Raw genomic sequence first — 23,657 nt, 5'->3', positions numbered from 1 at the left:
GCTCCTGGCGCGTGACCTTTTCTCCTGACGACGTACCAGCGCCACTCCACCATGAGCCCAGCCCGGTGGCCGGGCAAGAAGTGGACGACGACGCGTTGATCGAAGCGCTGCAGGCACGCGCATGGGATCCGGGCCTGCGATTCGACCGCGCGGACGTCCCCGTCGCGTGGATCGTCGAGCGCTATGGCAAGTCCCGGTTGGAGCAGGATCGAGACGACATAGTGTCGTACGGCAGTGACGGGACGGTCCAGCTCAAGGCTGGGGCCGAGGAGGTGACTGACTACTACGCCGACGCTCCTCGCGGGCCTCTGTTCCCTCCGATCTCCCTGTCCGAGGTCGAGAGGGCGGAGAGCAGAATCGGACGCCGCCTTCCCGAACTGCTTCGGCGTGTCTACACCGAGGTCGCCAACGGAGGATTCGGACCCGATGGCGGCCTTGCCTCCCTGACCGACGGCAACCGGGCTCCGAGGCACTTGCGAGACTGGCCGTGCGCGGCCAGCGTCCACGAACGCAACCTGTCTGAAGGCATGCCGCCATCATGGCTCTTCCTCACCTACGGCGGCTGCACGATGGAATGGCATGTCTCATTGACCGCGGTCGACAACCCAGTGCTTCTCTACGACGCCGACAGTTACACCGACCCTCACAACGGCCTGTGTCATGCGACGGCCTCACTACGAAAGTGGCTGGCGACCTGGGCTGGCGGCGGCGACGTCTGGGATGAAGTCCTGTGACTGCTCTTACGAGCAAGGGTGATGTCGCATCCCACGTCCAGCTCATTCAGCGTGGCTCTTGCAGGAGGCAACCGGGGGTTGACCGAACGAAGTGGCCGGCGCGCGGCCCGGATTGGGCCGGCTCCTCCGAGATCAGAGGCTTCCTCACACCAGTCACACCCGACCAGGGCACTCAGCAAGATCCTGTTACGAGCTCGATCTATGTGACAGGGATGATGTTCACGCGCAATTTCGGCGCAGCCGCCCCTGTGGCCACGTACACATGAAATCGCAAGTCATATGTGTACTCGCAGCCGTCGGCTGGGATTCCCCTCTGCTGAGCCATGGTCTTAGGGTCGGACTCCCACGGGTCGATCGTCCTCATGCCGTTGGTGAAAGAAATCGTTCCCGCCGACCGCTCTTCCCAGTCCCAGTTGCCGACGTTTGGACTTGTTCCCTCGATGCGGTAATCGAATCGGTAGGATTCGTACGTCCTGGAATCTCCTTGGTACTTCTGGGGTGGGCACTGCACCGAGATTCCCGTGAAGTAGTCCTCACTGAACCCTCGTCCGGCGCGTCGCAGTCCGCCCCCCAGAGACTTCACCGTGCTTTCCTGTGGGCCGGTAAATCGCCACCGGACGTGGTTTTCACCAGAATTTGCGTCCATTCGGTCGGGCGGCCCGGTGGGCGGAGCGTATTCATCTACTACGGGGTCAGGAGGTGTGGGAATATTGAGCAGCGTATCAGCCTGATAATCATATTCCACTCCTTCTCTCGGCTCGCTCGGCATTTGCCGGGCGAGCCTCATGCCTCCTTTGGCGTCCGGGCATTCCAGGATCCAGCCCATTTTCACCACGACGTCCGATACGACACTTCTCCGCACCAGCTTCAGACGTCCGTCGGCTTCTTTCACCCACTCGTCGGAGACTGATTTCACCTTGAAATATACAGGCCGGGCGAGGATCGTCTTTCCGGCGAGGGGAACGATTTTGACCTTGTCGCTGACGCTGAAGGAGACCTCCTCCTGCTTGCTGACCGAATCTGCGCTGCCTGCGCTGAATCCGAGGAGGCCGGAAATCGCGCCGTCCGGGAGGAGGGGATACTTCTCCCTGAGAGCGTTCTCCGCCGTTTTTACGATGATCCCCAGTACAGATTTGATGGTGCTGCGCCAGTCTTCGCTACCGCCACCGCCACCCACAGGGATCGTTTGAGTGGTGGACCATTTTTCTCCGATCGTCAGCTCATGGGCTCCCCCTTTTACCTGGATGGGTTTACCCGCATCCTCGATGTAGATTCCGTGCTTCTGGTAGAACGGTAGAGCGACCGCATACCGAAGGCCGTTGGCAGGAATGGCGTCAGGGCTCGCGAATGAATCCCTCCCCATACCACTCACCCCAGGGGCTTTGTCGACAGTGTACGACTCGTTCATTTCTTCACACTCCCTGTCGCGGAATGACTCGAAAACGCAGATCAAAGCGGCGCGGACAAGTACAGCAAGTCGCCGACGTCAACAGATTTCCCCCACCATCGACCGGCCGGTGACGGGCAAGCGGAATGATCACTCTTCTGGGGGCCCGCCGTTCGTCGCGGTTGAGCTGGGTCCGTGCTGAAAGAGATCAGGAGTCGGCGGGCTGCACCGTCATGGATTGGGGTGACTGCCGGGGAATGTTGTCGCACCGGTAGGCACCGGGCCTACGCTCGAGGACCAGGCCGAGGCAGGTGCCGAGAGCGAGCTGGCCGTAGTAGTTCGGGTGCAAGGACTCCTGGCGCTGGCCCTGTCCCAGGCCGCTGGCGGTGAAGCGGACCCACTCGCTGCGGACACCGGAGGGGCGCTCGCCCTTCCCGACAAGGCTGGTGGTGTCGGAGCAGACCTCTCGCCCGTCGAATGCATGGGAGAGGTCGAGGAACTCGGTCTTCTGCTCCTGGGCCACCCGGGCGAGGCCGGCGCTGACGGCAGGTCCCAACTCGTCGTGCGCCCAGGTCAGGTCCTTGTCGAAGAACGGGCAGCCGCCGGTGTAGAGGCGATCGTACTTGTCGCCGGGATACCGGATCCGAGCGGCGTCCGGCAGCGGGCTGGGCGCGGACTGCAGAATGAGCCGGTAACTGCCGGCCGGATGACCTGCTCGGGTCATCGCGGTGCGTACGTCGCGGACCGCTGCGGTGACGGCAGCGCGCATGGCCGGCAGGCGCTGGTCGACGACCTCGGCCTGGGTGGGCGAGCAGGGTTTGGCGAAGAGCGGGGGTTTGACGAAGTTCTTGGCGCAGGTGCTGATGATGCCCGAGAAGCCGAGGTCGTTGCCGCCGACGGACATGACGACGGCGTGCACGGGGTGGCCGTCGGCGGCCATCTGGAGCTGCTCCGCCTGGGAGGGCTGGCCCTTGAAGAGTTCGCCGCCGTTCTCGGGAAGCAGGATCGCAGTCGACGTGGCGCCTGAGCAGGCCAGATTGACGCGCCGGTCCGAACCCGGAGCGGAGTGGACTTCGGCGCTGTCGGAACGGTTGCAGCCGTCGTCGTAGGTGGCGCCGTACACCGTGTGAGGGTCACTGGCGCCGGTCTGCGGGTCCCATGCCCGGTCGGTGCCCGCATGACCGGCCGCGGACTCGTTGCTGTTGCCGGCCCACCGGCCGGCCTCACCGGAGATGAAGCTGTCCCCCAGCGTCACCAGCAAGGGTCTCTCGTCCGCCGCAGCCGCCTGGGCGGGAAGAGCAGAGGCAGACACCAGAGCGGCCAACACAGCAAGCGTGCCGGTAGTCGCAGTGATGAGTGCCTTCTGACGCATGTTCCGGGGCGGTGCCATGCCGTCGTTTCTACCGTCGCGAGGGCACCTGTCGAGTGCACCACGCGGTCACCGGCTTCCCCCAGTGTCGAGGGCGCGGAGGCCGCGCTCCCCGGGCGGTCATACATTCATGGCGACGTATGACGACACCGTGATCCACCAGCGAGAATCATTGGAAGACACCGCCTAGGCCAGAGGGCGCCACCCGACCGGGCGGCACCTTCCCGGCCCCGCACGGCCGGGCAGTCCCCCGCTCGGCGACCTGGCTTCCGCGGGGGACCTGGAGGGTGCGGTCCGCGGCTCAGCGATAGGTGAGCAACTGCCGCCTGTCACCGCTGAAATGGGCGTGCTCGTTGAAGGTCAGCAGGGTGGTGCCGGACGCCCCCACCGCGAGGGTGGTGACGGAGGCGTTGACGGCCACCCGGTTCAGGGCGACGACTCCCTCGTGGGGCAGTGAGAGCAGCGTTGCGCACAGTGCGGCGAGGACACCGCCCGAGGTGACGACGACCGCGTCCCGCCCCCTGCCGAGACCGGCGGACAACTCGGCCAGTGCGGCAGCGGCGCGCCCGGCGAACGCGGCCCAGGTCTCGCCGTTGGCATCGGTGGCGGCGGGGTCCCGCATCCAGGCCGACAGGGCGTGGTCGAGCAGGTCCTGCGTCGAGGAGCTCCGGCCGGGCGCGGGGGCGTAGCGGGCGATGAGGTCGAGGTGGTCGTACTCGTTCCAGCGCGCGTCCTGATGGCGCGGTCGCTCGAATCCGGCCGCGTCCGCGAGGAGTTGGGCCGTGTCGCGCTGACGGGTCAGGGTGCCCGACACGACGTACGGGTCCCGCAGGCCCCGGCGCGCGAGTTCCCGGCCGACGGCGGCCGCCTGGACGCGGCCGGGTTCGGAGAGGACGTCGTAGTCGTCCGCCCCCGCGGAGGCCTGGCCGTGGCGGACGAGGCAGATCAGTGGCATGGCGGAACTCCCGTTCCTCTTCTGTCGATTGTCAGGCGCTTCGTGGAATGAAGCTGTCGGCTGTGCCCGCGCACCGCCGGGAGAAGCGGCCTGGCGAGCGGGGCGCGCGGGACGAGCCGCTGCGCCGGCAGCCGGGCTACGCCTCCGCGGGGGCGTAGGTCCGGAAGTACGCGGTCAGCATGCGGCGCCCCTCGTCGATCGTCACGTCGTCGCCGTCCGGGGAGCGCCGGAACGCGATGTCGAAGAACCGGCCCGCGATCTCGAAGGCGATCTGCGCGACGTGGCGCGGGGTGTCGGCGGCGATGAGGTTCCGCTCCGTCAGGAGGAGCCAGAGCCGCTCCGCCTGGGCCTCGTCGAAGCCGCGGACCAGCGCCTCCAGCGTCTCGGTGCGCCCCGCGAACCACAGCTCGGTGCAGCTGCGATGGCCGCGGAAGTAGGCGAGCACCGCGTCGATGAGGGCGTCCGCGACGCCTTCGAGCGTGCAGGGCTCGGGGGCTTCCAGCACACCGTGCACGAGGGCGTCGAGCTGCCGCGCATGGTGCTGGAGCAGCTCGGCGTCGACCTGGTACCGGTCCGGGAAGTAGTGGTACATCGACGCGGTCGGAATACCCGCCCGCTCCCCCACGGCCTTGAGCGTGGCCGCCTCGTACCCCTGCTCCGCGAGCAGCGCCTCGGCCGCGTCGAGAATGGCGCGCCTGCGCTCCACACCGCGCCGCTGGACGACGGGGGGCCGGGTGGACGTCGCCGAATCCTTGTCGAACACGATTCGGGATCATATCAGCGGAGTCCATGGCGGTTGAGGTGGTGACTTGGCGGCGAAGTCGGCCCGTCAGCGGCAGAGTTACCCTCCCCCGGGCCGGAGCGTCAGGGCCGGGATCTACGCTGGGCACTCCTTCCGCCCGTCCGAGGAGTAGCGTGCCGCCGGCCTTCGTCCACCGGATCACCAGATACGACCCCGCCGACCGCGACGAGCACGGTCACTACACCGGCACCGAGGACACGGTCAGCGACCACGGGCCGGTCGAAGCGGCGTACCTGGAGGCGGTGGCCGCCTTCGCAGAGGGCTCGGGCATCGACCGGCTGGAGATCCGCGACCCTGCGGTCACGGGCTTCGTCCACTTCGGCGGGGAGCCCTCAGACACGGGACACGGCCTCGGCGGGCTCTTCCCGCCCGACCTCACCGGCTACCACGACGGGGCCGAGGTCTCTCTTCCGGTCGCCCTGGAACTGGTCCGGGCCATGCTCCGCGACCAGGGCGCTTGGTGCCGACTGGAGGTGGGGGACCTGTTCACCGTACATGTCGGGTGGGATCAGTACGTGTACGTCGGCAGCGACCGGCCCTGTGCGGACGCCGTGGCCCGTACGCGGGAACTCGGACTCTTCCCGGAACCGCTCACGGCCTCGCCCTATGCGGCCGAGGCCGACGAGGCGGAAGTGACGGAGCCGGCCGACGAGGACTTCTGGAGAGGCGTGCACACCATGCTGGCTTCACGGCATGCGCTGCTCCTCGAGGAAAGCCGGGTCCGCAACGCCGCGCGGTGGCACCGGATCACGCCGGAAAGCCTCGACACCGTGCGCGCCGGTCTCGGCCCGCGCGCCTTGCTGACCGTCTGGCCCGACCTGAACCCGGACGTCGGCGCCGTCCTCGCCGCACTGCCCCAGGACGAATCCGTCGAGTTCGTCTGGGAGACACCGGACGGCACAATCAGCCACGCGATCGTCGACGACACCGACTACCAGGAACTCGGCGCCCTCGTGGCGGATGCCCGAGCCGCCTGCGCCCTGCCCCTGACCCTCGCCGAACACCACCCGCTGCTCCGTGCCGCCCTCCCGGACAGTGACGGCGTATTGCGCGCCCGGTGGTGACCACGAGGGCAGCCAGGTGACCTACCTCCTCAATCGGCTCACTCTCACACCGGGGATCGACGCGCTCGGCTGACGCTCCGCGGGCACTGCTACGGTTTCGATCGCGATTCCAATTTCAGGCGCGTCAGCTGAGGGGTGGGGTGGCCGCACATGGGCGGGGAGTACACCGAGGAGGCCTACGGCGAGGTCATGGTGCTGGTCGGCGCCCGGCGCGGCGCGTATCCGTGCGCCAACTCGCTCCTCGTACGGGGTACGGACGCCGCGCTGGTCGTCGACCCCTCGCTGTCTCTCGTCAACGGCGCGCCGCCCGCCGACGTGGTCCTGGTGAGCCACGCGCACGAGGACCACATCGCGGGGCTCGGCAGCTACGACGTGCCGGTGCACGTCCACGTCGGCGACCTCGGCCCGCTCCGGTCCCGCGAACTCATGGTCGCCGGGTTCGGCTACCCGCCCGAGGAGGCCCGCGCCGCCGACCGGATGCTGCGCGACGACTTCCACGTGACGGGACGCCCGGACGCCCTCGGCTTCACCGACGGCACCGTCTTCGACCTCGGCGGCCGCACGGTGACGGTGGTCCATCTCCCCGGCCACACACCGGGCCACAGCGGCTTCCTGATCGAGCCGGACGGCTTCCTGTTCGTCGCGGACATGGACCTGACCTCGTTCGGTCCGTTCTACGGCGACGCCCGCAGCGACCTGGCCGACTTCGAGGCGTCGATGCGCCGGTGCGCGGACATCGACGCCCGCTGGTACGGCACCGCCCACCAGAAGGGCGTGATCGAGGGGGCCCAGGAGTTCCGGCGCGGGCTCGCCGAGTACGCGCAGGTGGTCGAACGGCGGGAAGCGGCACTGCTGGCCTTCCTCACCGAGCCGCGGACGGTCCCCGAGATCGCCGAGCACCGCCTTGTGTACCGGCCACATGTGTCGGGACCACATGTGGACCCGGTTGAACGCCGCACGGCAACACACCACTTGGCCCGTCTGGCAGCCAAGGGCCTGGTGACGGAGACCGAGCCGGGGTTGTTCCGGACCACCTGACGGCAGCCCCCTTCGCCTTTCCGAGGTCGCCGCGTCCGCCCGTCGGTCCAGGGGTAGCGTCCACGCCATGGACCTACACACCACTGTTGAGCGCGCCCGACGACTCAAGAAGCTGCATGCCGAGTACCAGCCCCTCGTACTGCCGACCGTCTGGGACGTCTGGTCCGCGCGGACGGCGGCCGGCGCCGGTTTCCCCGCGCTGACGATCGGCAGTCATCCGCTCGCCGACTCCCGAGGAGCCGAGGACCACGAGGGGCAGACCTTCGAGGAGGTGCTCGCCGCCGTCAGGCCGATCATCGCGGCGGTCGACATCCCCGTGTCGGTGGACCTGGAGGCCGGGTACGGACAGGAGCCCGCGGATCTCGTCGCCGGACTCGTCGAGGTCGGCGGCGTCGGCCTCAACCTGGAGGACACCGTCCACTCGGACGGCGGACGCGTGCGCGGCACCCAGGAGCACGCCGACTACATCGCCGGCCTCCGCGCGGCGGCCGACAAGGCCGGGGTCCCGGTGTGGGTCAACGGCCGCACCGACCTCTTCCTGCACGCGGAGAACCCCGCCGCCGTCCTCGACGAGGCGATCGAGCGCCTGCGGGCCATGGAACAGGCGGGCGCCGACAGCGTCTACCCGGTCGGCATCCAGGACGACGACGACCTGCTGACCGCTGTGACCAGCGCTGTCTCCATCCCCGTGAACTCCACCGCCCACCCCGTGCGGCACGACCTCGACCGCTTCCGCCGCCTCGGCGTCGGCCGCGTCACCTACGGCCCGCTGCTGCAACTCGCCCTGACGGACTCCATGAAGGACATGCTCAAGCCCTGGGCGCCGTAGAACTCCCGCCGCGCCGCCTCGGCCGACGACTCCGGGGTATCGGCGCCGCGCTCCCTCCGCTCGCCCGGCGAGGGGCTCGCGGCAACCGCTGACGCCCGTGGACCGGCCCCGCATCCGAGGTGCTGTGGATGCGGGGCCGGGATTCCTGCCGTGTGCCGGTTACTGCCGGCCGGTCCTGCGGCGCTTGGCCCAGAGCAGGCCGAGTCCGGCCGCGAGGAGCGCGGCGGCGAGCCCGGCGACGGCGAGCACCTGGGTACCGGTGGCGGCGAGACCGCCGCCACCGTTGCCGTCGGAGGGCGGGGTGGCCGGTGGCGTGGGACCGCCGGCCGGGGTGGAGGGGCTCGGCGAGGGGGTGTGGTTCGCCGGAGGCGTGCTGCCGTGGTCCGACGGAGCCGGGGTGGGCCGATGGGTCGGCTCGGACGAATGCGTCGGAGTCGGTGTCGACCCGCCTCCGTCACCGGCGAAGGCGCTGCCGCCGCCGAGGAGGGCGAGCGCCGGGTTGTCGGCGCTCTCCGTCTGGCCCTCGGTGGCGATCTTCGTCGTCTTCTCCAGGTTCGGGTGCTGGGCCTTGAACTCCACGCGGGTGATGTTCTGCTTGGGCGCCTTGCCGAAGTCGACGCCGCCCATGACGCACATCTTCTGCTGACCCCCCACCTCGCAGGGCAGCGTGTAGTCGCCCTTGGTGAAGGACTTCATGTAGTCGTCCCAGGTCTGCTTGGGCGTCCACGACCGGTTGGGCGAACGGACCGGCCAGCGGGCGACGTCACCGCTGTCGATGACCGCGTGGTAGTCCCCGGCCTGCTCGGCGTCGCTCTGGCGGACGTACTCGGCGGCCACGCGGGCGCTGTAGACGCGGCGCAGGTCGGCGTAGTCGGCGGAGGTGTTCACCTTCTTCTCGACGCCCGGGATGATGTACTGCTTGAGCAGGCCGTTCGCGGTGTCCTGCTGGGCCTTGGTCAGTTTGCAGTCGTTGCCGTTGGGGTCGGGGGTGTCACGGTCGATGTGGTCGACGTTGACCTTCAGCGGGGTGTCGAGGATGTAGAGACCGCCGTCGTCGGCGCGGACCTTGGCCGTCTTCGGGGTGATCCACAGCCGGATGGTGTCGCCGCACGGGATGTCGGCGGCGCGCATGGCCTCGGCGTACTGCTTGCCGGGGTCCTTGCGGTAGTCGACGTCCTTGGCGTAGTCGTGCTTCATCTGGAGGTCGGCCTGGAGCAGGACACGGCCCGCGTCGGTCTTGCCGAAGGTCTTGTCCATGATCTGGTCGGGCTGGTCGGGGTTCAGGTTGACCCAGAACTTGTCCGGCGTGAGCGCGAGCCAGGTGAAGAAGGAGTCGGAGATGAGCTGGGCCTTGGCCTTGCCGCCCCAGCCCTTGTCCTGGGTCTCGTCCTGCACCTTGTCCGCGGAGAAGGCGTACGGCAGGCCCTTGCCCTTGACGGGCTTGCCGACGTAGGCGAGGTCGAGGGTGGAGAAGTCGACGCCGCCGGGACCGCGGACGCCGAAGCGCGCGGGGCCGCTGCCGCCGAGGCGGCGGATGCGGTCGGCCATCTCCTTCGGGGTCTCCGGGGACTGGCCGATGGTGCGTGAGGCCGAACCGCCGAGCCGGTTGTTGCCGTTCGCGGCGAAGTTGGGGTCCGGCCTGGTGGTGCCGGACACGTGCTTGTAGCTGACGGACCTGTACTTGGGGACGTCCGTGGAGAGGTGCTCGTAGGCGCGGACGCGGGGCTGTCCGTCGGTCCCCTTGTACTGCTCGGCCATGCGGCCGAGGTACTTGGTGGTGGCGGAGTCCTTGGACTGGCCGTTGACGTAGGAGATGCGGCCGTTCCTGGCCAGCTCGCCGTTCTGGAAGCGCGGGTCCTCCAGGAATCTCCTGTTCGCCAGGTCCTGTCCGGTGTCACGGCCGGGCCCGGCCTTGAACTCCAGGAACTGCCCGGTCTTGTAGTTCACGGCGTCGAACTTGCGCACCAGCGGCTTCTGGCCGCCCTTGCCGTCACTGACCATGACGGGCTTGCCGTTCTTGTCCTTGATGGCGATCTCTTCCTGGCAGAGCCAGTCCTCGCCGACCAGGCCGAGATCGTTGATCACCTTCGTCTCGAAGGCGGCGCCGCGCTTGTTGTTGTTGTGCGGCATGATGTAGCCGCCCTCGAGCCAGTCCGCGAACGTCTTGTACTTCGGGTTCCCGTTGTTCAGGTAGCTCTTGTACCGGGCGAAGACGCGCTCCTCGCTGTCCTCCGGGTAGGAGGTGTAGGGCTTGTCGAACTTCGCGAGGAACTTGGCGCGCTGGGCCGCCTGTTCGTCGGTCGGGTTCTCGGCGTCTCCGGGCAGCGTGAGCCCGTCGAAGCTCTGCCGGGGCGCGTCGTAGGTGTAGGAGTCCCGGTCACTCGGGGCACGGACCTTCAGGCCGCGGTCCCAGGGGAGGTTGCCGGTGCCCGGCCGGGTGCTGGTGACGCCCGGGAGGCTGTCGCAGCGCTTCCCCTTGGCCGCGTACGCGAGGTCGCCGTGCAGACCTGGCAGGCCGGTCAGTGTCAGAACGCCCGCCGCGGTTAAGGCGAGCGCGGCACGCGGCCACACACGGCGGCGCGATGCCGTCATCACTTGAGTCACGAGGGTTCTCCGAACGGGAGCCCTGCGAATACGGGTTCACGGTCGGCGCCAGGGCCCCCGTGACTGTGACGCCGATTTGCTCACTCTAGCCATCGTGTCGCGTTGCATGTCTGCGTCAACTGCCGCCGCACACAGGATCGTTACATCCGGCCGTACGGGGCGTACGGGCCGTAGAGTCATGGTCATGCGCAGCATCGACGACCCCGCCTGGCACCACAACCCGCGCCTGGACGCATGGCTGGAAGCGGCGCGCACCGCCTTCGACGCCCTGGCCGCCGAGACGGGCGGCGACTGGGACTGCTCCCCCGCCTCGCTCGGCCGCCTCGAACGGCTCCTGCTCTCCCGCTACGGCACCTGGGAGGACGTCTACCACCACCAGGACGACCCCTGCCTGATGGCCGCCGCCTTCTACCTGGGCGAGGTCGCCGTCCGCCGCCACGGCGCCGTCTGGGCGTGGTCCCCCGACGGCCCGCGCCCCGGCGAGGACTGGCCCGGCTCCCCCCGCCTCACCTACCCGCGGGACGGCCTGACGGCCTCTGAGGCGGACGCGCTGGACGCCGACGAGGAGGCGGGCGAAGACCCCCTGCCCACCGTCGTCCCCCTCTCCCACGTGGGGTCCCTCTACGCGGAGGGCGAGCACCATCTCGCCACGATGCTCGAGCACTTCACGGCGTTCGAGCAGTGGCGGGCGGGAGTGCCCGGCTGAGTCCGGACGAAGGGCCGGTCGCTGCCGTGGAGGACGCGGCCGGGCTCGGCGGGAGCGAGCAGGCCCGGCAGGGCGGAGGGGCCGGCGGACAGGGCTGCTCTCCCAGCCCGACGGGGGCGACTCCGCACGACCGGTGACCTGCCGGTTCGCGCCGGACGTTGCCTCTCCGGTCAACCGAGTCTGCCCCGGCGGTCCTTGTACGGGGCGGTGATGATCGTCTACCAAGGGGACATCACTTCCGGTCAACAGGAGAGTTCATGCACGCGCACGGCAAAAACCGGAAGGACGACCTCCACGACGAGCGGCTCCCGGCACGCGGACCGAAGGCTTCGGGCGCCGGTGCGGCGCCGGGCCTCATGGGTCTGCAGGGAAGCATCGGCAACGCGGCGGTGGTCCAGCGGATGCGGCGCGCGGGCATGGCCCAGGAGGAGCAGGAGCACCGGCACGAGGCCGGTTGCGGCCACGGCGGGAGCGCGCAGGCCCCGGTGCAGCGGTCCTCGGTGCACGACGTCCTGCGGGGCGCCGGCCGTCCGCTGGACCGTTCCACCCGCGCGGACATGGAGTCCCGGCTCGACGCCGACTTCTCCGACGTCCGTGTCCACGACGACCGTTCGGCCAAGAACTCCGCGTCGGAGATCGGCGCCCGCGCGTACACGTCGGGCAGTCACGTCGTGCTCGGGGAAGGCGGCCGGGACAAGGAGACGCTGGCGCACGAGCTGACCCATGTGATCCAGCAGCGGCAGGGGCCCGTCTCCGGTACCGACAACGGCTCGGGGCTGCGGGTGTCCGACCCGTCGGACCGCTTCGAACGGGAGGCGGAGGCGAACGCGCGGCGCGTCATGAGCGCACCCCGGCCGGCCGCGCGTGCCGGTGCGGACGGGGCGGTCCAGCGCGCCTCGGCCCGGCGGGCGACGGCCCGTACGGCGTCCGTCCAGCGGATGCCGAAGGCGCCGAGGGCGAAGACCGGCGGCAAGAAGAAGGGCAGTACGCCCAACCCGAAGGACGAGCTGATCAAGGAGCTGACCGGGACCTGGGGCTGGACGGCGCACGGCGGTGCGCAGAACCGCACCCTGCACCTGACGGAGGCTCCGGAGGAGAACCAGACGGCGGGCCTGAACGCGACGGAGAGGATCTACAAGGGCTCGGGGAACACCCGTCCGCCCAAGGACTTCGCCGCCGCCCGGACCACGCAGAGCATGCGCTGGATCTCGACCCTCGCCAAGGAGTACCTCGGGAGCGTCACCTCCTCGGCCGCCGAGGAGGTGCAGGTGAGCGCGATCGGCACCGACCTGTACATCTCCGCCAACCGCAACACGCACAACGCGAAGCTGCGGGAACTCGCGGGGCAGCACGGCACGGGCAAGGCGTTCGCCAAGGCCCTGGTCGAGCACTTCGGGCAGCCCGACGCGAAGGCCCAGGACCGCTTCGCCCGCCACACCGGCAAGCTGTCGGACCGGGTGGCCGAGGGCGAGACCGAGAACGGGGACTACGCGGAGATCGCGAGCATGGCGGTCAAGGTGCCCGAGGACGTCTCCGCCGACGACGACGGCCTCCACGCCGAACGGCGACTGCAGAAGATCGAGGGCTTCGACCCCGCGAAGACGGTCGGCGTCAAGCGCCCCTGCGTCGTCTGCTACACCCAGATCTACGCCACCCCCGTCCAGGACGGCGACGTCGAGGTCTACCCGGGCCCGCTCTGGCCGAGCAAGGCGGCCAACAAGGGCATGGAGGACTACGAGGAGGAGAGCGTCAAGGACTACGCCAGGTACCTGCACGACCTGGTCGAGGCGGCCGGCGGCACCTACATCACCTTCACCCAGCAGGGCGACCTCACCTGGGACCAGAACAGCGACTCCGACACGGACCGCGAGGGCACGAAGGTCGGCGCGGAAGCCGACGCCATGGAGGTCGACTCGGACTCCTGAGGGGCCCGTGGTCACCCCTGTCCGCAGGCGGCCGCGCCGGTCTGACCGGCCGCCGTCGCCTGCGCCGGTTCCGTGCTGCGGATATAGCCTCAAAAGGCACAAATGCCGAAAGAGGTCATTCATGGGTGATCGTGAGCTTTTCGAAGGCGGCGACGACATCGCACGCCAGGAGCGGGCCGCCGCCGGACAGCCGCTGGAGCCTCGGGTGGGCCCCGTGCCGAAGGGCCCGCCCAGGTCGAAGCCGTACACCCATCCGGCGGCGGGCTGGGGCGCTGCCAAGGCCGTCACCGAGTTCCTGGTCGACGAGCGTGAGGTCGTGGTGGGCTCGCTCGAGATGTTCAAGATGAACCAGGAGGACAGCGACGGCTTCGACTGTCCCGGCTGCGCGTGGCCCGACACCAAGGACCTGGCGCTGGACCTGTGCGAGAACGGCATCAAACACACGGCGTGGGAGATGACGGGCAAGCGCACCACCCGCGAGTTCTTCGCGCGGCACACCGTCACGGAGCTGTCCGAGTGGAACGACCACGACCTGGAGGCGGAGGGCCGGCTGACCGAGCCGATGGTCTACGACCCGGACACCGACCATTACGTGCCGATCGGCTGGCAGGACGCGTTCAACCTGTTCGGCGACGCCGTCCGCGCGCTGGAGAACCCGGACCAGGCCTCGTACTACACCTCGGGACGGCTGGGCAACGAGTCCTCCTTCCTCTACTCGCTGATGGCCCGCGAGCTCGGCACCAACAACCAGCCCGACTGCGCCAACATGTGCACCGAGGCGGGCAGCCGCGCCATGCGGGCGGCACTCGGCACCGGGAAAGCCACCGTGGACCTCAAGGACTGGGAGAGCGCGGACGCGGTCTTCGTCATGGGCATCAACGCCGCGTCCAACGCGCCGCGCATGCTCACCCCGCTGGCCCAGCTCTACCGTGCGGGCAAAAAGCTCGTCCACATCAATCCGCAGATCGAGGCGGGTGCCACCCGGACGATCATCCCGCACGACATCCTGGCGATGGCGACCTTCCGCGCCACCCCGACCAGCAACCTCAACATCCGGCCGCGCTCCGCCGGCAACATGGCGCTGATGCGCGGCGTCGCCAAGGCCACCCTGGAGTGGGCGGAGACCGACGAGCACGCGGTCGACCGGCAGTTCCTGGAGCGCTTCACGAGCGGCTTCGAGGAGTACCGGCGACTGGTCGCGGCGACCTCCTGGGACGAGATCGTCCACCAGTCGGGTGTGCCCAAGAAGGACATCCTCGAGGCCGCCGCGATCTACCGCGACGCCGACCGGTCGATCATCACCTGGGGCCTCGGTGTCAACCAGCACGAGCACTCCGTCGACACCATCCGCGAGATCATCAACGTGCTGCTGCTGCGCGGCAACATCGGCCGCGAGGGCGCCGGTGCCGCCCCCAACCGCGGCCACAGCAATGTGCAGGGCAACCGCACCTGCGGCGTCACCAACGCCCCCGAGCGGGAGTTCCTGGACAGGCTCGCGGAGGTCTGCGGATTCGACCCGCCGCGCGAGAAGGGTCTGGACGTCGTCGGCACCCTCGAGGCGATGGCCCGCGGCGACATCAAGGTCTTCGTCGGAATGTCGGGCAACTTCGCGCTCGCCTCGCCCGACACCGCGTTCGCCTATGCCGCTCTGCGGAAGGTGGACCTGACCGTCTACGTCAGCACCAAACTGAACCGGAGTCACATCGTCCACGGCAGACGAGCCCTGATCCTGCCGTGCCTGGGCCGTACCGAGAGGGACGTCCAGGCGGGCGGCCCGCAGCGGATCTCCGTCGAGGACGGCGATTCGATGGTCCACCTCTCCCAGGGCAACCGGCCGCCGGCCTCACCGCACCTGCTCTCCGAGCCCGCGATCATCGCCGGGCTGGCCCGGGCGGCGCTGCCCGGCTCCGGCACCCCGTGGGAGTGGTACGTCGAGGACTACGACCGTATCCGCGACACCATGGCGAAGGTCCTGTACGGCTTCGAGGACTTCAACCGGCGGGTCCGGCAGCCGATGGGCTTCCGGATCGAACAGCCCGCCCGCGAGCGGGTGTTCCTCACCCCTTCCGGCCGCGCCGAGTTCTCGCACGCTCCGCTGCCCGACGTGGTGCCGCGCGCCGGGAGGCTCGTCCTGGGCACGATGCGCTCCCACGACCAGTGGAACACCACGGTCTACACCGACAACGACCGCTACCGGGGCATCCGCAACCTGCGCACGCTCGTCTTCATGAACAGCGACGACATGAGCGAGCGCGGGCTGGAGGAGTTCCAGCCGACCGTGATCACGGCACACGCCAAGGACGGCACCGAGCGGACGCTGGACGGGTTCCTGGCGGTCAGGCACGACCTCCCGCGCGGCGTCGCCGCGGGTTACATGCCGGAGCTGAACCAGCTCATCTCGATCAGCGACTACAGCGCGCAGAGCGATCAGCCCCTGATGAAACAGCTCGATGTCACGATCGAAGCGAGCATCGGACGGACGGGCGCCCCCGGGCCGGTCGAGAGAACGGGGGCGGGGCGGGACGGCTAGGGAGTGCCTCCACGGCCTTCGCGGTCCGAGCCGGGCGCCTCGTGTGAGGGGGCGTCCGGTCGGGCGTGGAGGACCTCGCGGGCCTGTTCGGCGGCACGGGTGATGCTTTCGCTGATGAAGTCGAGGAAGCGGGCGACGTTTTCCAGCCGGTTCGCGGCCGGGGTGTCGGGGCCGAGGACGGCGACGCCTCGGCGTGCCGTCTCCACGAGCCGGTCGTTGGCCCGTGCGCTGGCGATCGTCGACTGGTAGAAGAGGTCGTTGTCGACGACGTAGTGGTCCCGGCGGCGGTCGTCGCGTTCCCGGCGGACGAGGCTCTGGCTCTCCAGGAAGGCGATCGCCTTGGAGATGGACGCGGGACTGACCTGGAGGCGCCGAGCGAGCCCAGCCGCGGTGAGGCTGCCCGTGTCCGTGACGAACAGGCAGCTCAGCACCCTTGCCGGCATTCTGGGCAGGCCGGAGGCCATGAGGACGGCGATGAACGTCTCCTCGTACTCGGCCACGGCCCCGCCGTCACGCCCGTGCGGCTGGGGGGCAGGCTCCGGACCGGGGGATGTGGGACTCCTGCGTCGGTGGGCACGGCGTTCGGTGGCACGGTGGGCCGTGTCGGCGCGGTAGGCGGTGGGGCCGCCGTTGCGCATCACCTCACGTGTGACCGTCGAGGTCGGGCGGCCGAGGCGCCGGGCGATCTCGGCGTAGGGGAGGCTGTCGGCCAGTCCCAGCGCGATCTGCCGGCGCTCCTGTTGGGTGAGCCTGCCTCCCGGCATCGCTGCCTCCTTCGTGGTCCTTCGCGGCGGGTCCCGCGCCTCACCGTAGCGTTCACTCTCGGTCCATTGCAATGCACGCCTCCGAGTCGTTGCCTTGCGCTGTAGCTCCATTGCAACGAATAACGCTTTCTACCTGCACTATCAACACCACAGCACAGCAAGGGCGTTGCCGTATGTCAGAACGCAACGTAGCGTTTCCGTCATCGGAAACCGAAAGCGTCCGGAGGACACCATGCAGAAGTTCGACACCCCGGCCCCGATCTCCGCCCTCGTGGAGATCCCCGCCGGACGCGTGCAGTTCATCGCGGGGGACCGTACCGACACCACCGTCGAGGTGCTGCCCACCGCGCCCGCCAGGCGCCGTGACGTCGAAGCCGCCGCACAGACCTCCGTCACCTGCACCGACGGCGTCCTGCGGATCACGGCCCCGGCCCCGGGCAACCAGCTCCTCGGCCCCTCCGGGTCCCTCGAGGTCACGGTCCGCCTGCCCGCCGGCTCCCGGGTGGAGGGCGAGTCCGCCGGTGTCGAACTCCGCTGTGTGGGGCGCCTGGGCGACATCGACTTCGAGGGCGCGTACCGGCGCGTCAAGATCGACGAGGCCGGCGGGGTCCGTCTCACCGCGATCGACGGCGCCGTCGAGATCGGCCGGCTCAACGGCCGCGCGGAGATCAGCACCGCACGGGGCGACATCCGGATCACCGAGGCGCGGCGCGGCACGGTCAGGCTCCACACCGGGTCCGGCGACATCACGGTCGGCGCCGCCGCCGGTGTCTCGGCTGCCCTGGACGCCGCCGCCGGCCACGGCCGCGTGAGCAACGCCCTCAAGAACGACGGCACCACCGAACTCGACATCCGGGCCACCTCCGGGAAGGGCGACATCACCGCCCGCAGCCTCTGAGAGAGCAGACCCGGAACCCGACGGCGATCAGACCAGGGGGAACCCATGACGAACAACGACCGTCCTTCTTCCACCACTTCCCAGTGGACCGGCATGGTGCCGGTCGACGACACCGCCCTGGCCGTCACCGACACAGGCGGCGCCGGCGTCCCGGTGCTCTACCTCAACGGCCAGTTCGCCACCCAGGGGTACTGGCGACGGGTCATCGCCGAACTGGGTCCGCGATGGCGGCACATCACCTACGACGAGCGGGCCCGCGGCAGATCGCGGCGCTCGGCGGACTACTCCTTCGAGGCGGCCGTCCGGGACGTCGACGCCGTTCTCGCGGCCAGGGGGGTGGACCGGGCACTCGTGGTGGGCTGGTCCTACGGAGCGGTCGTCGGAGCGCACTGGGCCGAACGGAATCCGGAGCGTGCCCTCGGCGCGGTCCTGGTCGACGGCGCCTTCCCCTACGACTGGCTGGACGAGGCCATGGAACTGCGGATCCGCAAGCTGTTCCGCCGGCTGGGCTGGTTCCTGCCGCTGTTGCGCCCCACCGGCCTGGCCCCGCGGATGACCGCCGCGCAGCAGGCGGACAGCAACATCGAGCTCGGCAGGCTGTCCCGCGAGCGCGAACTGGGCCCGGTGCTGGACGGCATCACGGTCCCGGTGCGGTACGTGGTCGCGTCAGGGACGTCGTTCGGAAGCCGCGGTGACGAGCAGGAGCGCATCCGCGCCGGCCTCGAAGCGGTCACCACGCGCAATCCGAACATCCGGATCGGCGCGAAGGTCGCCAGCAACCACGGCGCGCTCCTGAAGAAGGACTTCCCGGCCATCGCCGAGGCCGTACGCGAGGTCTTCGCCTCCACGAGTGAAGGACGCTGACCGGAACCGGCCGCCAGGCGTACCGGAGCCCGCGAGCCGCGTTCCCCCTCGGGGCGATGCGGCTCGGCGGGCGTCCGCCGTGTCAGGGTGGCACGGGCGCTCCGCCTTGTGAGGCTGGGCTCGTGGGATGGCCGGACGGACCGTGAGGGAGAGACCGTGCACTGGAGCGCTTCACTGCTGTGGGACCCGAGCGCCGGCCAGAGCCTGCGGCAGCTCGCCGAACTCGGCCTGGCCCTGGTGCTGTCGACGGTGATCGGGCTGGAGCGGGCGTTTCAGCAGAAGAGTGCCGGGCTGCGCACCCACACACTGGTGGGGCTGGGGGCGGCGCTGTTCATGGAGGTCTCCCAGCACGGCTTCGACGACGTGCTCGGTCTGTCGCACGTCGACCTGGACCCTTCCCGGGTGGCGGCGCAGATCGTGTCGGGCATCGGTTTCATCGGAGGCGGCCTGATCTTCGTACGGCGGGACATCGTGCGGGGCCTGACCACGGCCGCGACGGTCTGGCTGACGGCGGCCGTCGGCATGGCGTGCGGTGGCGGGCTGTGGCTGCTGGCGCTTGCGGTGACCGGGGCGTATCTCCTCATCGTCCGTGGCTATCCCCTGCTCACCCGGCGTATCCCGGCCATCTCCACGGTCGAGGAGACCGATCTGCGTCTGTCCTACCTGCCCCGACGCGGGGTCCTGCCCCGCGTCCTCGAACGCTGCACCGCCGCGGGCTTCCTCGTGGTGAACGTCCGGATCGACCGCACCCTGCGCGAGGGCGGCGAGGAAGCCGGGCTGAGCACGGGCAACACCCGGGTGGACCTGTCGATCGAGGGGACCGGCGACGTGTACCGGCTCATGGCGGAGCTGGCCGAACTGGACGGCGTCGTCAGCCTGGCGGGCCCCGAGACCGAGGGCGCCGACTGAGGGTCACGCCGCTCGGCGCCGGCGGCCCGGACGGCGGCCCCCCGGTGGGGTGGCGGACGACCGGGCCCGCGCACCGGCTCCGCCCAGGCCGCGTACGAGCGGGTCGGGCCGGAGGCGGGACTCCCCCGCCGAGGTCATGAGACGACGAGCGGACGCAGCCGTCCCCGGATCAGCAGCCCGGCCAGGGCGTCGGCGTGCCGGCGAAGGGGCAGTGCGAGCAATGCCGCGACGAGCGCCCCGACCGCGAGGCCCGCGACGATGTCGTGCGGATAGTGAGCGCCGACCCACACCCGGGAGGCCGCCATCGCCAGCGCGCCGATCGTGGCGATCACACCGAGGCGGGCGCTGACGATCCACAGGGCCACCGCCGCGGCCGCGGCCAGGGTGGCGTGGTTGCTGGGGAAGGACCAGTCGCCGGCAGCGGGACACGCCTCCAGCGTGATCACGTGCAGGGACTGGCAGGGCCGGTTCTCCTGCACCGCCTGCTTCAGCGAGCTGCTGACCACGAACGCCAGCACGGTGAGCACGGGCGCGGCGAGCGCCTTCACGGCCTGCGCCGCGTCCCGGTGGCGGGCCCGCCACCAGCCGATCACCATCAGGAGGGCGAACAGCGCGAGCCCGTAGCTGGAGTAGCCCGAGACGAGCTGGTCCAGCCAGACCGGCGCGTGGTGCGCGGCGTCGACGACGTCGACATAGACCGCGCCGTCGATACCCGAGCCGTCGTACGTCGACGCGGTGGTGGCGGTCACCGTCACGCACCCCCGTTCGCACCGCGGGAGCGGCGGGAGCGCAGGAACTCCAGTCCGACGGGGATGAGCGACACGATGACGATGACGGCGATGATCGGCAGCAGATAGCGGTCGACGTTCGGAACCGACGCGCCGAGGGCGTATCCGGCCAGCACCAGGCCGACGGTCCACACCAGACCACCGACGACCTGCCAGAGGGCGAAGGTCCGGGCCGGGACGGCCAGGACGCCCGCGAGCGGGTTCAGTACGGTCCGCACGACCGGGATGAAGCGGGCGAGCACGATGGCCTTGGCATGCCCGTACCGCTGGAGGATGTCCGCGGCCCTGTCCGCGGCCTCAGTGATCCTGCGTGACCTCGTACGCTTGAGCAGGGCCGGCCCGGCCCGGCGGCCCAGCAGATAGCCGACCTGGGCTCCGATGAGCGCGCCGGCCGCGGCCGCGACGAGGACCCGGCCCAGGGACAGGTGGACCGACCCTCCGGCGGAGCCCGAGGCGCACAGCAGACCGGCGGTGAACAGCAAGGAATCGCCGGGCAGGACGAACCCGACCAGCAGACCGGTCTCGGCGAAGAGGACCACGGCGATGCCGAGCGTGCCGAAGGTGGCGAGCAGCGAGTGGGCGTCGAGGACGTTCACGGCGAGTTGGAGCGGGGGTGCTGCGTGGTGCGCGAGCGTCATCGGCGCTGGCCCCTTCGATGGCGGCTGTCGGGTATACCGGACACGGACGGGCCGGGCCTCACGCGGGAACGAGGCGGCGACCCACTTGCGTCTACAGGACTGTAGTCGGTCTACTTCACTGTAGACGACCTGGAGGAAGGGAAGGTTCCATGACCGACGCAGAGGGTGAGCGCAGGCCCGCCGGCGAGCTGGAGGCGAGCGTGCTGGCGGCTCTGTGCGCGGCGGGTCAGCCGCAGTCGGCCGCCGATGTGCGCGCCGCGATACCTCAGGAGCTGGCCCGCACCACGGTGGCGACGCTCCTCGCGCGGCTCCATGACAAGGGGGCGGTGGGACGCAGTCCGGGCCGACGCGGCTTCCTCTACTTCGCACGGGAGGACTCCCACGGCCTGACCGCACAGCGCATGCACCGGGCACTGGACCAGGACGACGACCGCAGTACGGTACTGGCCCGGTTCGTCGAGGGACTCAGCGCCGACGACGAGGCGGAGCTCAAGCGCCTGCTGGAGGGAGGCGGTCGTTGATCACCTTGCTACTGATCCCCCTCCTCCTGCCCTGGGCCCTGGCGCCGCTGGCCCGGCGCACCACCCAGCGCGTCCGGCCCGAGATCGCGCTGTGGACGATCACCTGCGCCACGACCGCGCTGGCCGTCGGAGTCGTGGCGAGCCTGGGCGTCCTGCTGCTGCCCCTGGCCCTGGCCTTTCCTCCGGCGGCCGCACTCGCGGAGCTGATCCGGCCGCTCACGGCGGGCCCGCGGCCCCTGGTCCTGGGGGTCTCGGCGCTCGCCGTCGGCGGACTCTGCGTGGCCGCTGTCCGCGTGGTACGGGGGACGGCGTCGGAGGTGGCGCGCCTGCGCGTCGTGCGTCGCCTCGTCCACGGCCTCCCGGACGCCGGAGGGCTGTGCGTCCTGGACGACCCCCGTCCTGACGCGTTCGCGCTGCCGGGCGGACCGGCCCGGCCGGACCGGATCGTCGTCACCACCGGCATGCTGCGCGCCCTCGGACCAGTGGAGCGCGAGGCGCTGCTCGCGCACGAGCGGGCCCACCTCGTCGGCAGGCACCACCTCTTCCTGTGCCTCGCCCAGTTCGCCGGCTGGTGCCATCCAGCCCTGACGACTGTCGCCGGCCACGTCTCCTTCGCGGCCGAGCGCGCGGCCGACGAAGCCGCGGCCCGCCGCTGCGGCGACCGCGGCACAGCGGCCCAGGCCGTCGGGCGCGCCGCCCTGGCGGTCCGGAGCGCCCCCGATGCCGTCGCCGGGCACACGCTGACTCCCGGCGCCGCGAGTGGCCCGGTCCCGGCCCGGGTCAGGGCCCTGCTCGCCCCCGCGCCCGTACGGCGGGTGGCTCCGGCCCTGCTCGCCATGCTGCTGGTCTGCACGGCGGCCGGGACGTCCTCGCTGGCCGGAGCCGTCTGGCTGCACCAGGATGTCGAGGTCGCCCAGGGCGAGGCAACCGCCGACTGACGGCCGCTCACCCGCCAGGTCGGCCACCAGGCCGGGTTGCTGTCCGGGACGGACTCAGGTGGGAATGAGACCGTGCGGGTTGATGATGAACTTCTCGGCCACTCCCCTGTCGAAGGTCGCGTAGGCCTCGGGGGCGTCGTCGAGGCTGATCACCTTCGTGTTGAGCATGTCGCTCAGGTAGGGCATGCGGTCCCACAGGATCGCCATCATCAACTCGCGGTTGTAGTGCATGATCGGCGCCTGCCCGGCGGCGATCCGCGGCGACTTGATCCACGCCTTGCCGAAGTCGATCGGGTAGGTGCCCTCTTGCTCGGCCTTCGACTCCGCGAGCGGGTCGGGGCCGTAGACGCCGATGACTCCGGTGGCCCCGCCCGCGCGCGTGGCGTCGATCACCTGGTTGATGGCGTAGGCCGGGTCCATGTCCTCGGCCTCGCGGCCGATGCCGTGTGCCTCGGTGCCGACGTAGTCGACCGCGCAGTCGACCATCGGTTCGCCCAGGATGGCCTCGATCTGGTCGGTGAGCGCCGCGTCCTGGCTCAGGTCGATCGTCTCGCAGCCGTTCCTCTTCACGAGCTCCAGGCGGTCCTTGTCGTAGTCGCCGACGATGATGCAGGACGCCCCGAGGAGGCGTGCCGCCGCCGCGCCGCAGCGGCCGACCGGGCCGGCGCCGGCGAGGTACACGGTCGAGCCCGGCTTGGCACCGGCCTCCATGAGACCGTGGAACGCGGTGGGCAGGATGTCCGAAAGCAGCGCGAGGTCACGGATCTTCGCCATGGCCTGGTCCTTGTCCGGGAAGCGCAGGAGCTGGAAGTCGGCGTACGGGACGAACAGGTACTCGGCCTGGCCGCCGGTCCAGTCTCCCAGGTTGAAGCCGTAAGCTCCGCAGGACACCTTGGGGTTCGTGGTCTCGCAGACGTCGGTCCGCCGCGCCCTGCAGTTGCGGCATCGGCCGCAGGCGACGTTGAACGGGACGGAGACGAGATCCCCCTCACTGAGGAACTCGACGTCCGGGCCGAGTTCGATGACCTCTCCGGTCATCTCGTGCCCCATCACCATGCCTTGGGGGACCGGGAAGGACCCGCGGTAGATGTGCAGGTCGCTGCCGCAGATGTTGGTGGCGACGATCCTGAGGATGACACCGTGCGGGGCCTTCTTGCCGTTCGGCATCTCGAGCTTCGGGAAGTCCAGGGACTCGACACGCATGTCCTTCGTGGCCTGGAAGGTGACGGCGCGGTTGCCGTTGCTGCTTGCCATGACGATCTCCTCTGTTGATCCGGGGGACTCGCCCTCCGGAGTGCCGAGGCGATTTAGGAGGATTTGCGACCCCGGCCACTCCCAACGTAGGCCGCTGACCGAGGTATGCGCGAACGCCCCACCGCCGCGCCCTCGCGGAC

The 23,657-nt window shown here is 70.0% G+C and carries 20 protein-coding genes and 2 pseudogenes; 12 read left to right on the top strand and 10 right to left on the bottom strand.

Annotated features, from left to right (window positions below; translation table 11 throughout):
• The first annotated feature begins 11 nt into the window (after positions 1 to 11).
• Positions 12 to 734, top strand: a complete 723-nt coding sequence (locus EV284_RS19600; protein ID WP_242625732.1) for an SMI1/KNR4 family protein — start codon at positions 12 to 14, stop codon at positions 732 to 734.
• A 199-nt stretch (positions 735 to 933) separates the two neighbouring features.
• On the opposite strand, the gene EV284_RS19595 is transcribed toward EV284_RS19600, so the two are convergent.
• The 4 genes from EV284_RS19595 to EV284_RS19580 form a co-directional block, all read right to left on the bottom strand.
• Complete coding sequence (locus tag EV284_RS19595; protein WP_130335867.1) at positions 934 to 2,142, bottom strand: hypothetical protein; 1,209 nt, start codon at positions 2,140 to 2,142, stop codon at positions 934 to 936.
• 187 nt (positions 2,143 to 2,329) lie between these two features.
• Positions 2,330 to 3,376: a GDSL-type esterase/lipase family protein gene (locus tag EV284_RS19590; protein ID WP_130336480.1), complete on the bottom strand. Its 1,047-nt coding sequence runs from the start codon at positions 3,374 to 3,376 to the stop codon at positions 2,330 to 2,332.
• A gap of 415 nt (positions 3,377 to 3,791) precedes the next feature.
• Positions 3,792 to 4,445, bottom strand: a complete 654-nt coding sequence (locus tag EV284_RS19585; protein WP_130335865.1) for a histidine phosphatase family protein — start codon at positions 4,443 to 4,445, stop codon at positions 3,792 to 3,794.
• Between the two features lie 136 nt (positions 4,446 to 4,581).
• Entirely contained in the window at positions 4,582 to 5,208 is a 627-nt protein-coding gene (locus EV284_RS19580) for a TetR/AcrR family transcriptional regulator (protein WP_242625731.1), read from the bottom strand.
• 152 nt (positions 5,209 to 5,360) lie between these two features.
• Here EV284_RS19580 and EV284_RS19575 point away from each other — a divergent pair, with 152 nt between their 5' ends.
• From EV284_RS19575 to EV284_RS19565, 3 genes are all read left to right on the top strand, one after another.
• Entirely contained in the window at positions 5,361 to 6,311 is a 951-nt protein-coding gene (locus EV284_RS19575; RefSeq protein WP_130335863.1) for an RNA-binding protein, read from the top strand.
• 150 nt (positions 6,312 to 6,461) lie between these two features.
• Positions 6,462 to 7,349: an MBL fold metallo-hydrolase gene (locus EV284_RS19570; protein WP_130335861.1), complete on the top strand. Its 888-nt coding sequence runs from the start codon at positions 6,462 to 6,464 to the stop codon at positions 7,347 to 7,349.
• Positions 7,350 to 7,416: 67 nt separating this feature from the next.
• Positions 7,417 to 8,178, top strand: coding sequence for an isocitrate lyase/phosphoenolpyruvate mutase family protein (locus EV284_RS19565; protein WP_130335859.1), 762 nt, complete (start codon positions 7,417 to 7,419; stop codon positions 8,176 to 8,178).
• A 159-nt stretch (positions 8,179 to 8,337) separates the two neighbouring features.
• On the opposite strand, the gene EV284_RS19560 is transcribed toward EV284_RS19565, so the two are convergent.
• Complete coding sequence (locus EV284_RS19560; RefSeq protein ID WP_130335857.1) at positions 8,338 to 10,770, bottom strand: hypothetical protein; 2,433 nt, start codon at positions 10,768 to 10,770, stop codon at positions 8,338 to 8,340.
• Positions 10,771 to 10,966: 196 nt separating this feature from the next.
• Between EV284_RS19560 and EV284_RS19555 the strand changes: the two genes are divergently transcribed.
• From EV284_RS19555 to EV284_RS19540, 3 genes are all read left to right on the top strand, one after another.
• Positions 10,967 to 11,488 carry a hypothetical protein gene (locus EV284_RS19555; RefSeq protein ID WP_130335854.1) on the top strand — a complete coding sequence of 174 codons (522 nt, stop codon included), beginning with the start codon at positions 10,967 to 10,969 and terminating at the stop codon, positions 11,486 to 11,488.
• A 356-nt stretch (positions 11,489 to 11,844) separates the two neighbouring features.
• A complete protein-coding gene (locus tag EV284_RS33345) occupies positions 11,845 to 13,413 on the top strand; it encodes a DUF4157 domain-containing protein (RefSeq protein WP_242625761.1) in 1,569 nt (522 codons plus the stop codon).
• Positions 13,414 to 13,534: 121 nt separating this feature from the next.
• Positions 13,535 to 15,943 (top strand): FdhF/YdeP family oxidoreductase, encoded by a 2,409-nt coding sequence (locus tag EV284_RS19540; RefSeq protein WP_130335852.1) that lies wholly within the window; start codon positions 13,535 to 13,537, stop codon positions 15,941 to 15,943.
• Here the strand turns inward: EV284_RS19540 and EV284_RS33340 are convergent.
• Both EV284_RS33340 and EV284_RS33560 read right to left on the bottom strand, forming a co-directional pair.
• Positions 15,940 to 16,386 (bottom strand): annotated as a pseudogene (locus EV284_RS33340) (MarR family transcriptional regulator); the annotation flags it as partial. The gene EV284_RS19540 and the pseudogene EV284_RS33340 overlap by 4 nt on opposite strands.
• 123 nt (positions 16,387 to 16,509) lie before the next feature.
• Positions 16,510 to 16,707, bottom strand: a pseudogene (locus EV284_RS33560) (helix-turn-helix domain-containing protein); the annotation flags it as partial.
• A gap of 232 nt (positions 16,708 to 16,939) precedes the next feature.
• On the opposite strand from EV284_RS33560, the gene EV284_RS19530 reads away from it, so the two are divergent.
• The 3 genes from EV284_RS19530 to EV284_RS19520 all read left to right on the top strand — a co-directional run bounded on the left by EV284_RS19530 (position 16,940) and on the right by EV284_RS19520 (position 19,378).
• A complete protein-coding gene (locus EV284_RS19530) occupies positions 16,940 to 17,605 on the top strand; it encodes a DUF4097 family beta strand repeat-containing protein (RefSeq protein WP_130335848.1) in 666 nt (221 codons plus the stop codon).
• 45 nt (positions 17,606 to 17,650) lie between these two features.
• Positions 17,651 to 18,469 (top strand): alpha/beta hydrolase, encoded by an 819-nt coding sequence (locus EV284_RS19525; protein WP_130335847.1) that lies wholly within the window; start codon positions 17,651 to 17,653, stop codon positions 18,467 to 18,469.
• A 156-nt stretch (positions 18,470 to 18,625) separates the two neighbouring features.
• On the top strand, positions 18,626 to 19,378 hold the full coding sequence (locus EV284_RS19520) for an MgtC/SapB family protein (RefSeq protein WP_242625730.1): 753 nt from the start codon (positions 18,626 to 18,628) through the stop codon (positions 19,376 to 19,378).
• A 134-nt stretch (positions 19,379 to 19,512) separates the two neighbouring features.
• On the opposite strand, the gene EV284_RS19515 is transcribed toward EV284_RS19520, so the two are convergent.
• Together EV284_RS19515 and EV284_RS19510 are read right to left on the bottom strand one after the other, a co-directional pair.
• Positions 19,513 to 20,127, bottom strand: coding sequence for a phosphatase PAP2 family protein (locus EV284_RS19515; protein WP_165425581.1), 615 nt, complete (start codon positions 20,125 to 20,127; stop codon positions 19,513 to 19,515).
• Between the two features lie 2 nt (positions 20,128 to 20,129).
• Positions 20,130 to 20,804, bottom strand: a complete 675-nt coding sequence (locus EV284_RS19510) for a DedA family protein (RefSeq protein WP_130335843.1) — start codon at positions 20,802 to 20,804, stop codon at positions 20,130 to 20,132.
• Positions 20,805 to 20,953: 149 nt separating this feature from the next.
• On the opposite strand from EV284_RS19510, the gene EV284_RS19505 reads away from it, so the two are divergent.
• Together EV284_RS19505 and EV284_RS19500 are read left to right on the top strand one after the other, a co-directional pair.
• Positions 20,954 to 21,325 (top strand): BlaI/MecI/CopY family transcriptional regulator, encoded by a 372-nt coding sequence (locus EV284_RS19505; RefSeq protein WP_130335841.1) that lies wholly within the window; start codon positions 20,954 to 20,956, stop codon positions 21,323 to 21,325.
• Complete coding sequence (locus EV284_RS19500) at positions 21,322 to 22,263, top strand: M48 family metalloprotease (RefSeq protein ID WP_130335839.1); 942 nt, start codon at positions 21,322 to 21,324, stop codon at positions 22,261 to 22,263. Before EV284_RS19505 ends, EV284_RS19500 begins: the two co-directional genes overlap by 4 nt.
• 54 nt (positions 22,264 to 22,317) lie before the next feature.
• Here the strand turns inward: EV284_RS19500 and EV284_RS19495 are convergent, their stop codons facing one another.
• A complete protein-coding gene (locus tag EV284_RS19495) occupies positions 22,318 to 23,517 on the bottom strand; it encodes an alcohol dehydrogenase catalytic domain-containing protein (RefSeq protein ID WP_130335837.1) in 1,200 nt (399 codons plus the stop codon).
• Positions 23,518 to 23,657 lie beyond the last annotated feature (140 nt).

Origin of the sequence: Streptomyces sp. BK022 (assembly GCF_004217355.1) — a bacterium.
GTDB lineage: Bacteria > Actinomycetota > Actinomycetes > Streptomycetales > Streptomycetaceae > Streptomyces > Streptomyces griseoluteus.
The sequence above is the reverse complement of the archived record's forward strand: the minus strand, read 5'-3'. Positions and strand labels throughout refer to the sequence as shown.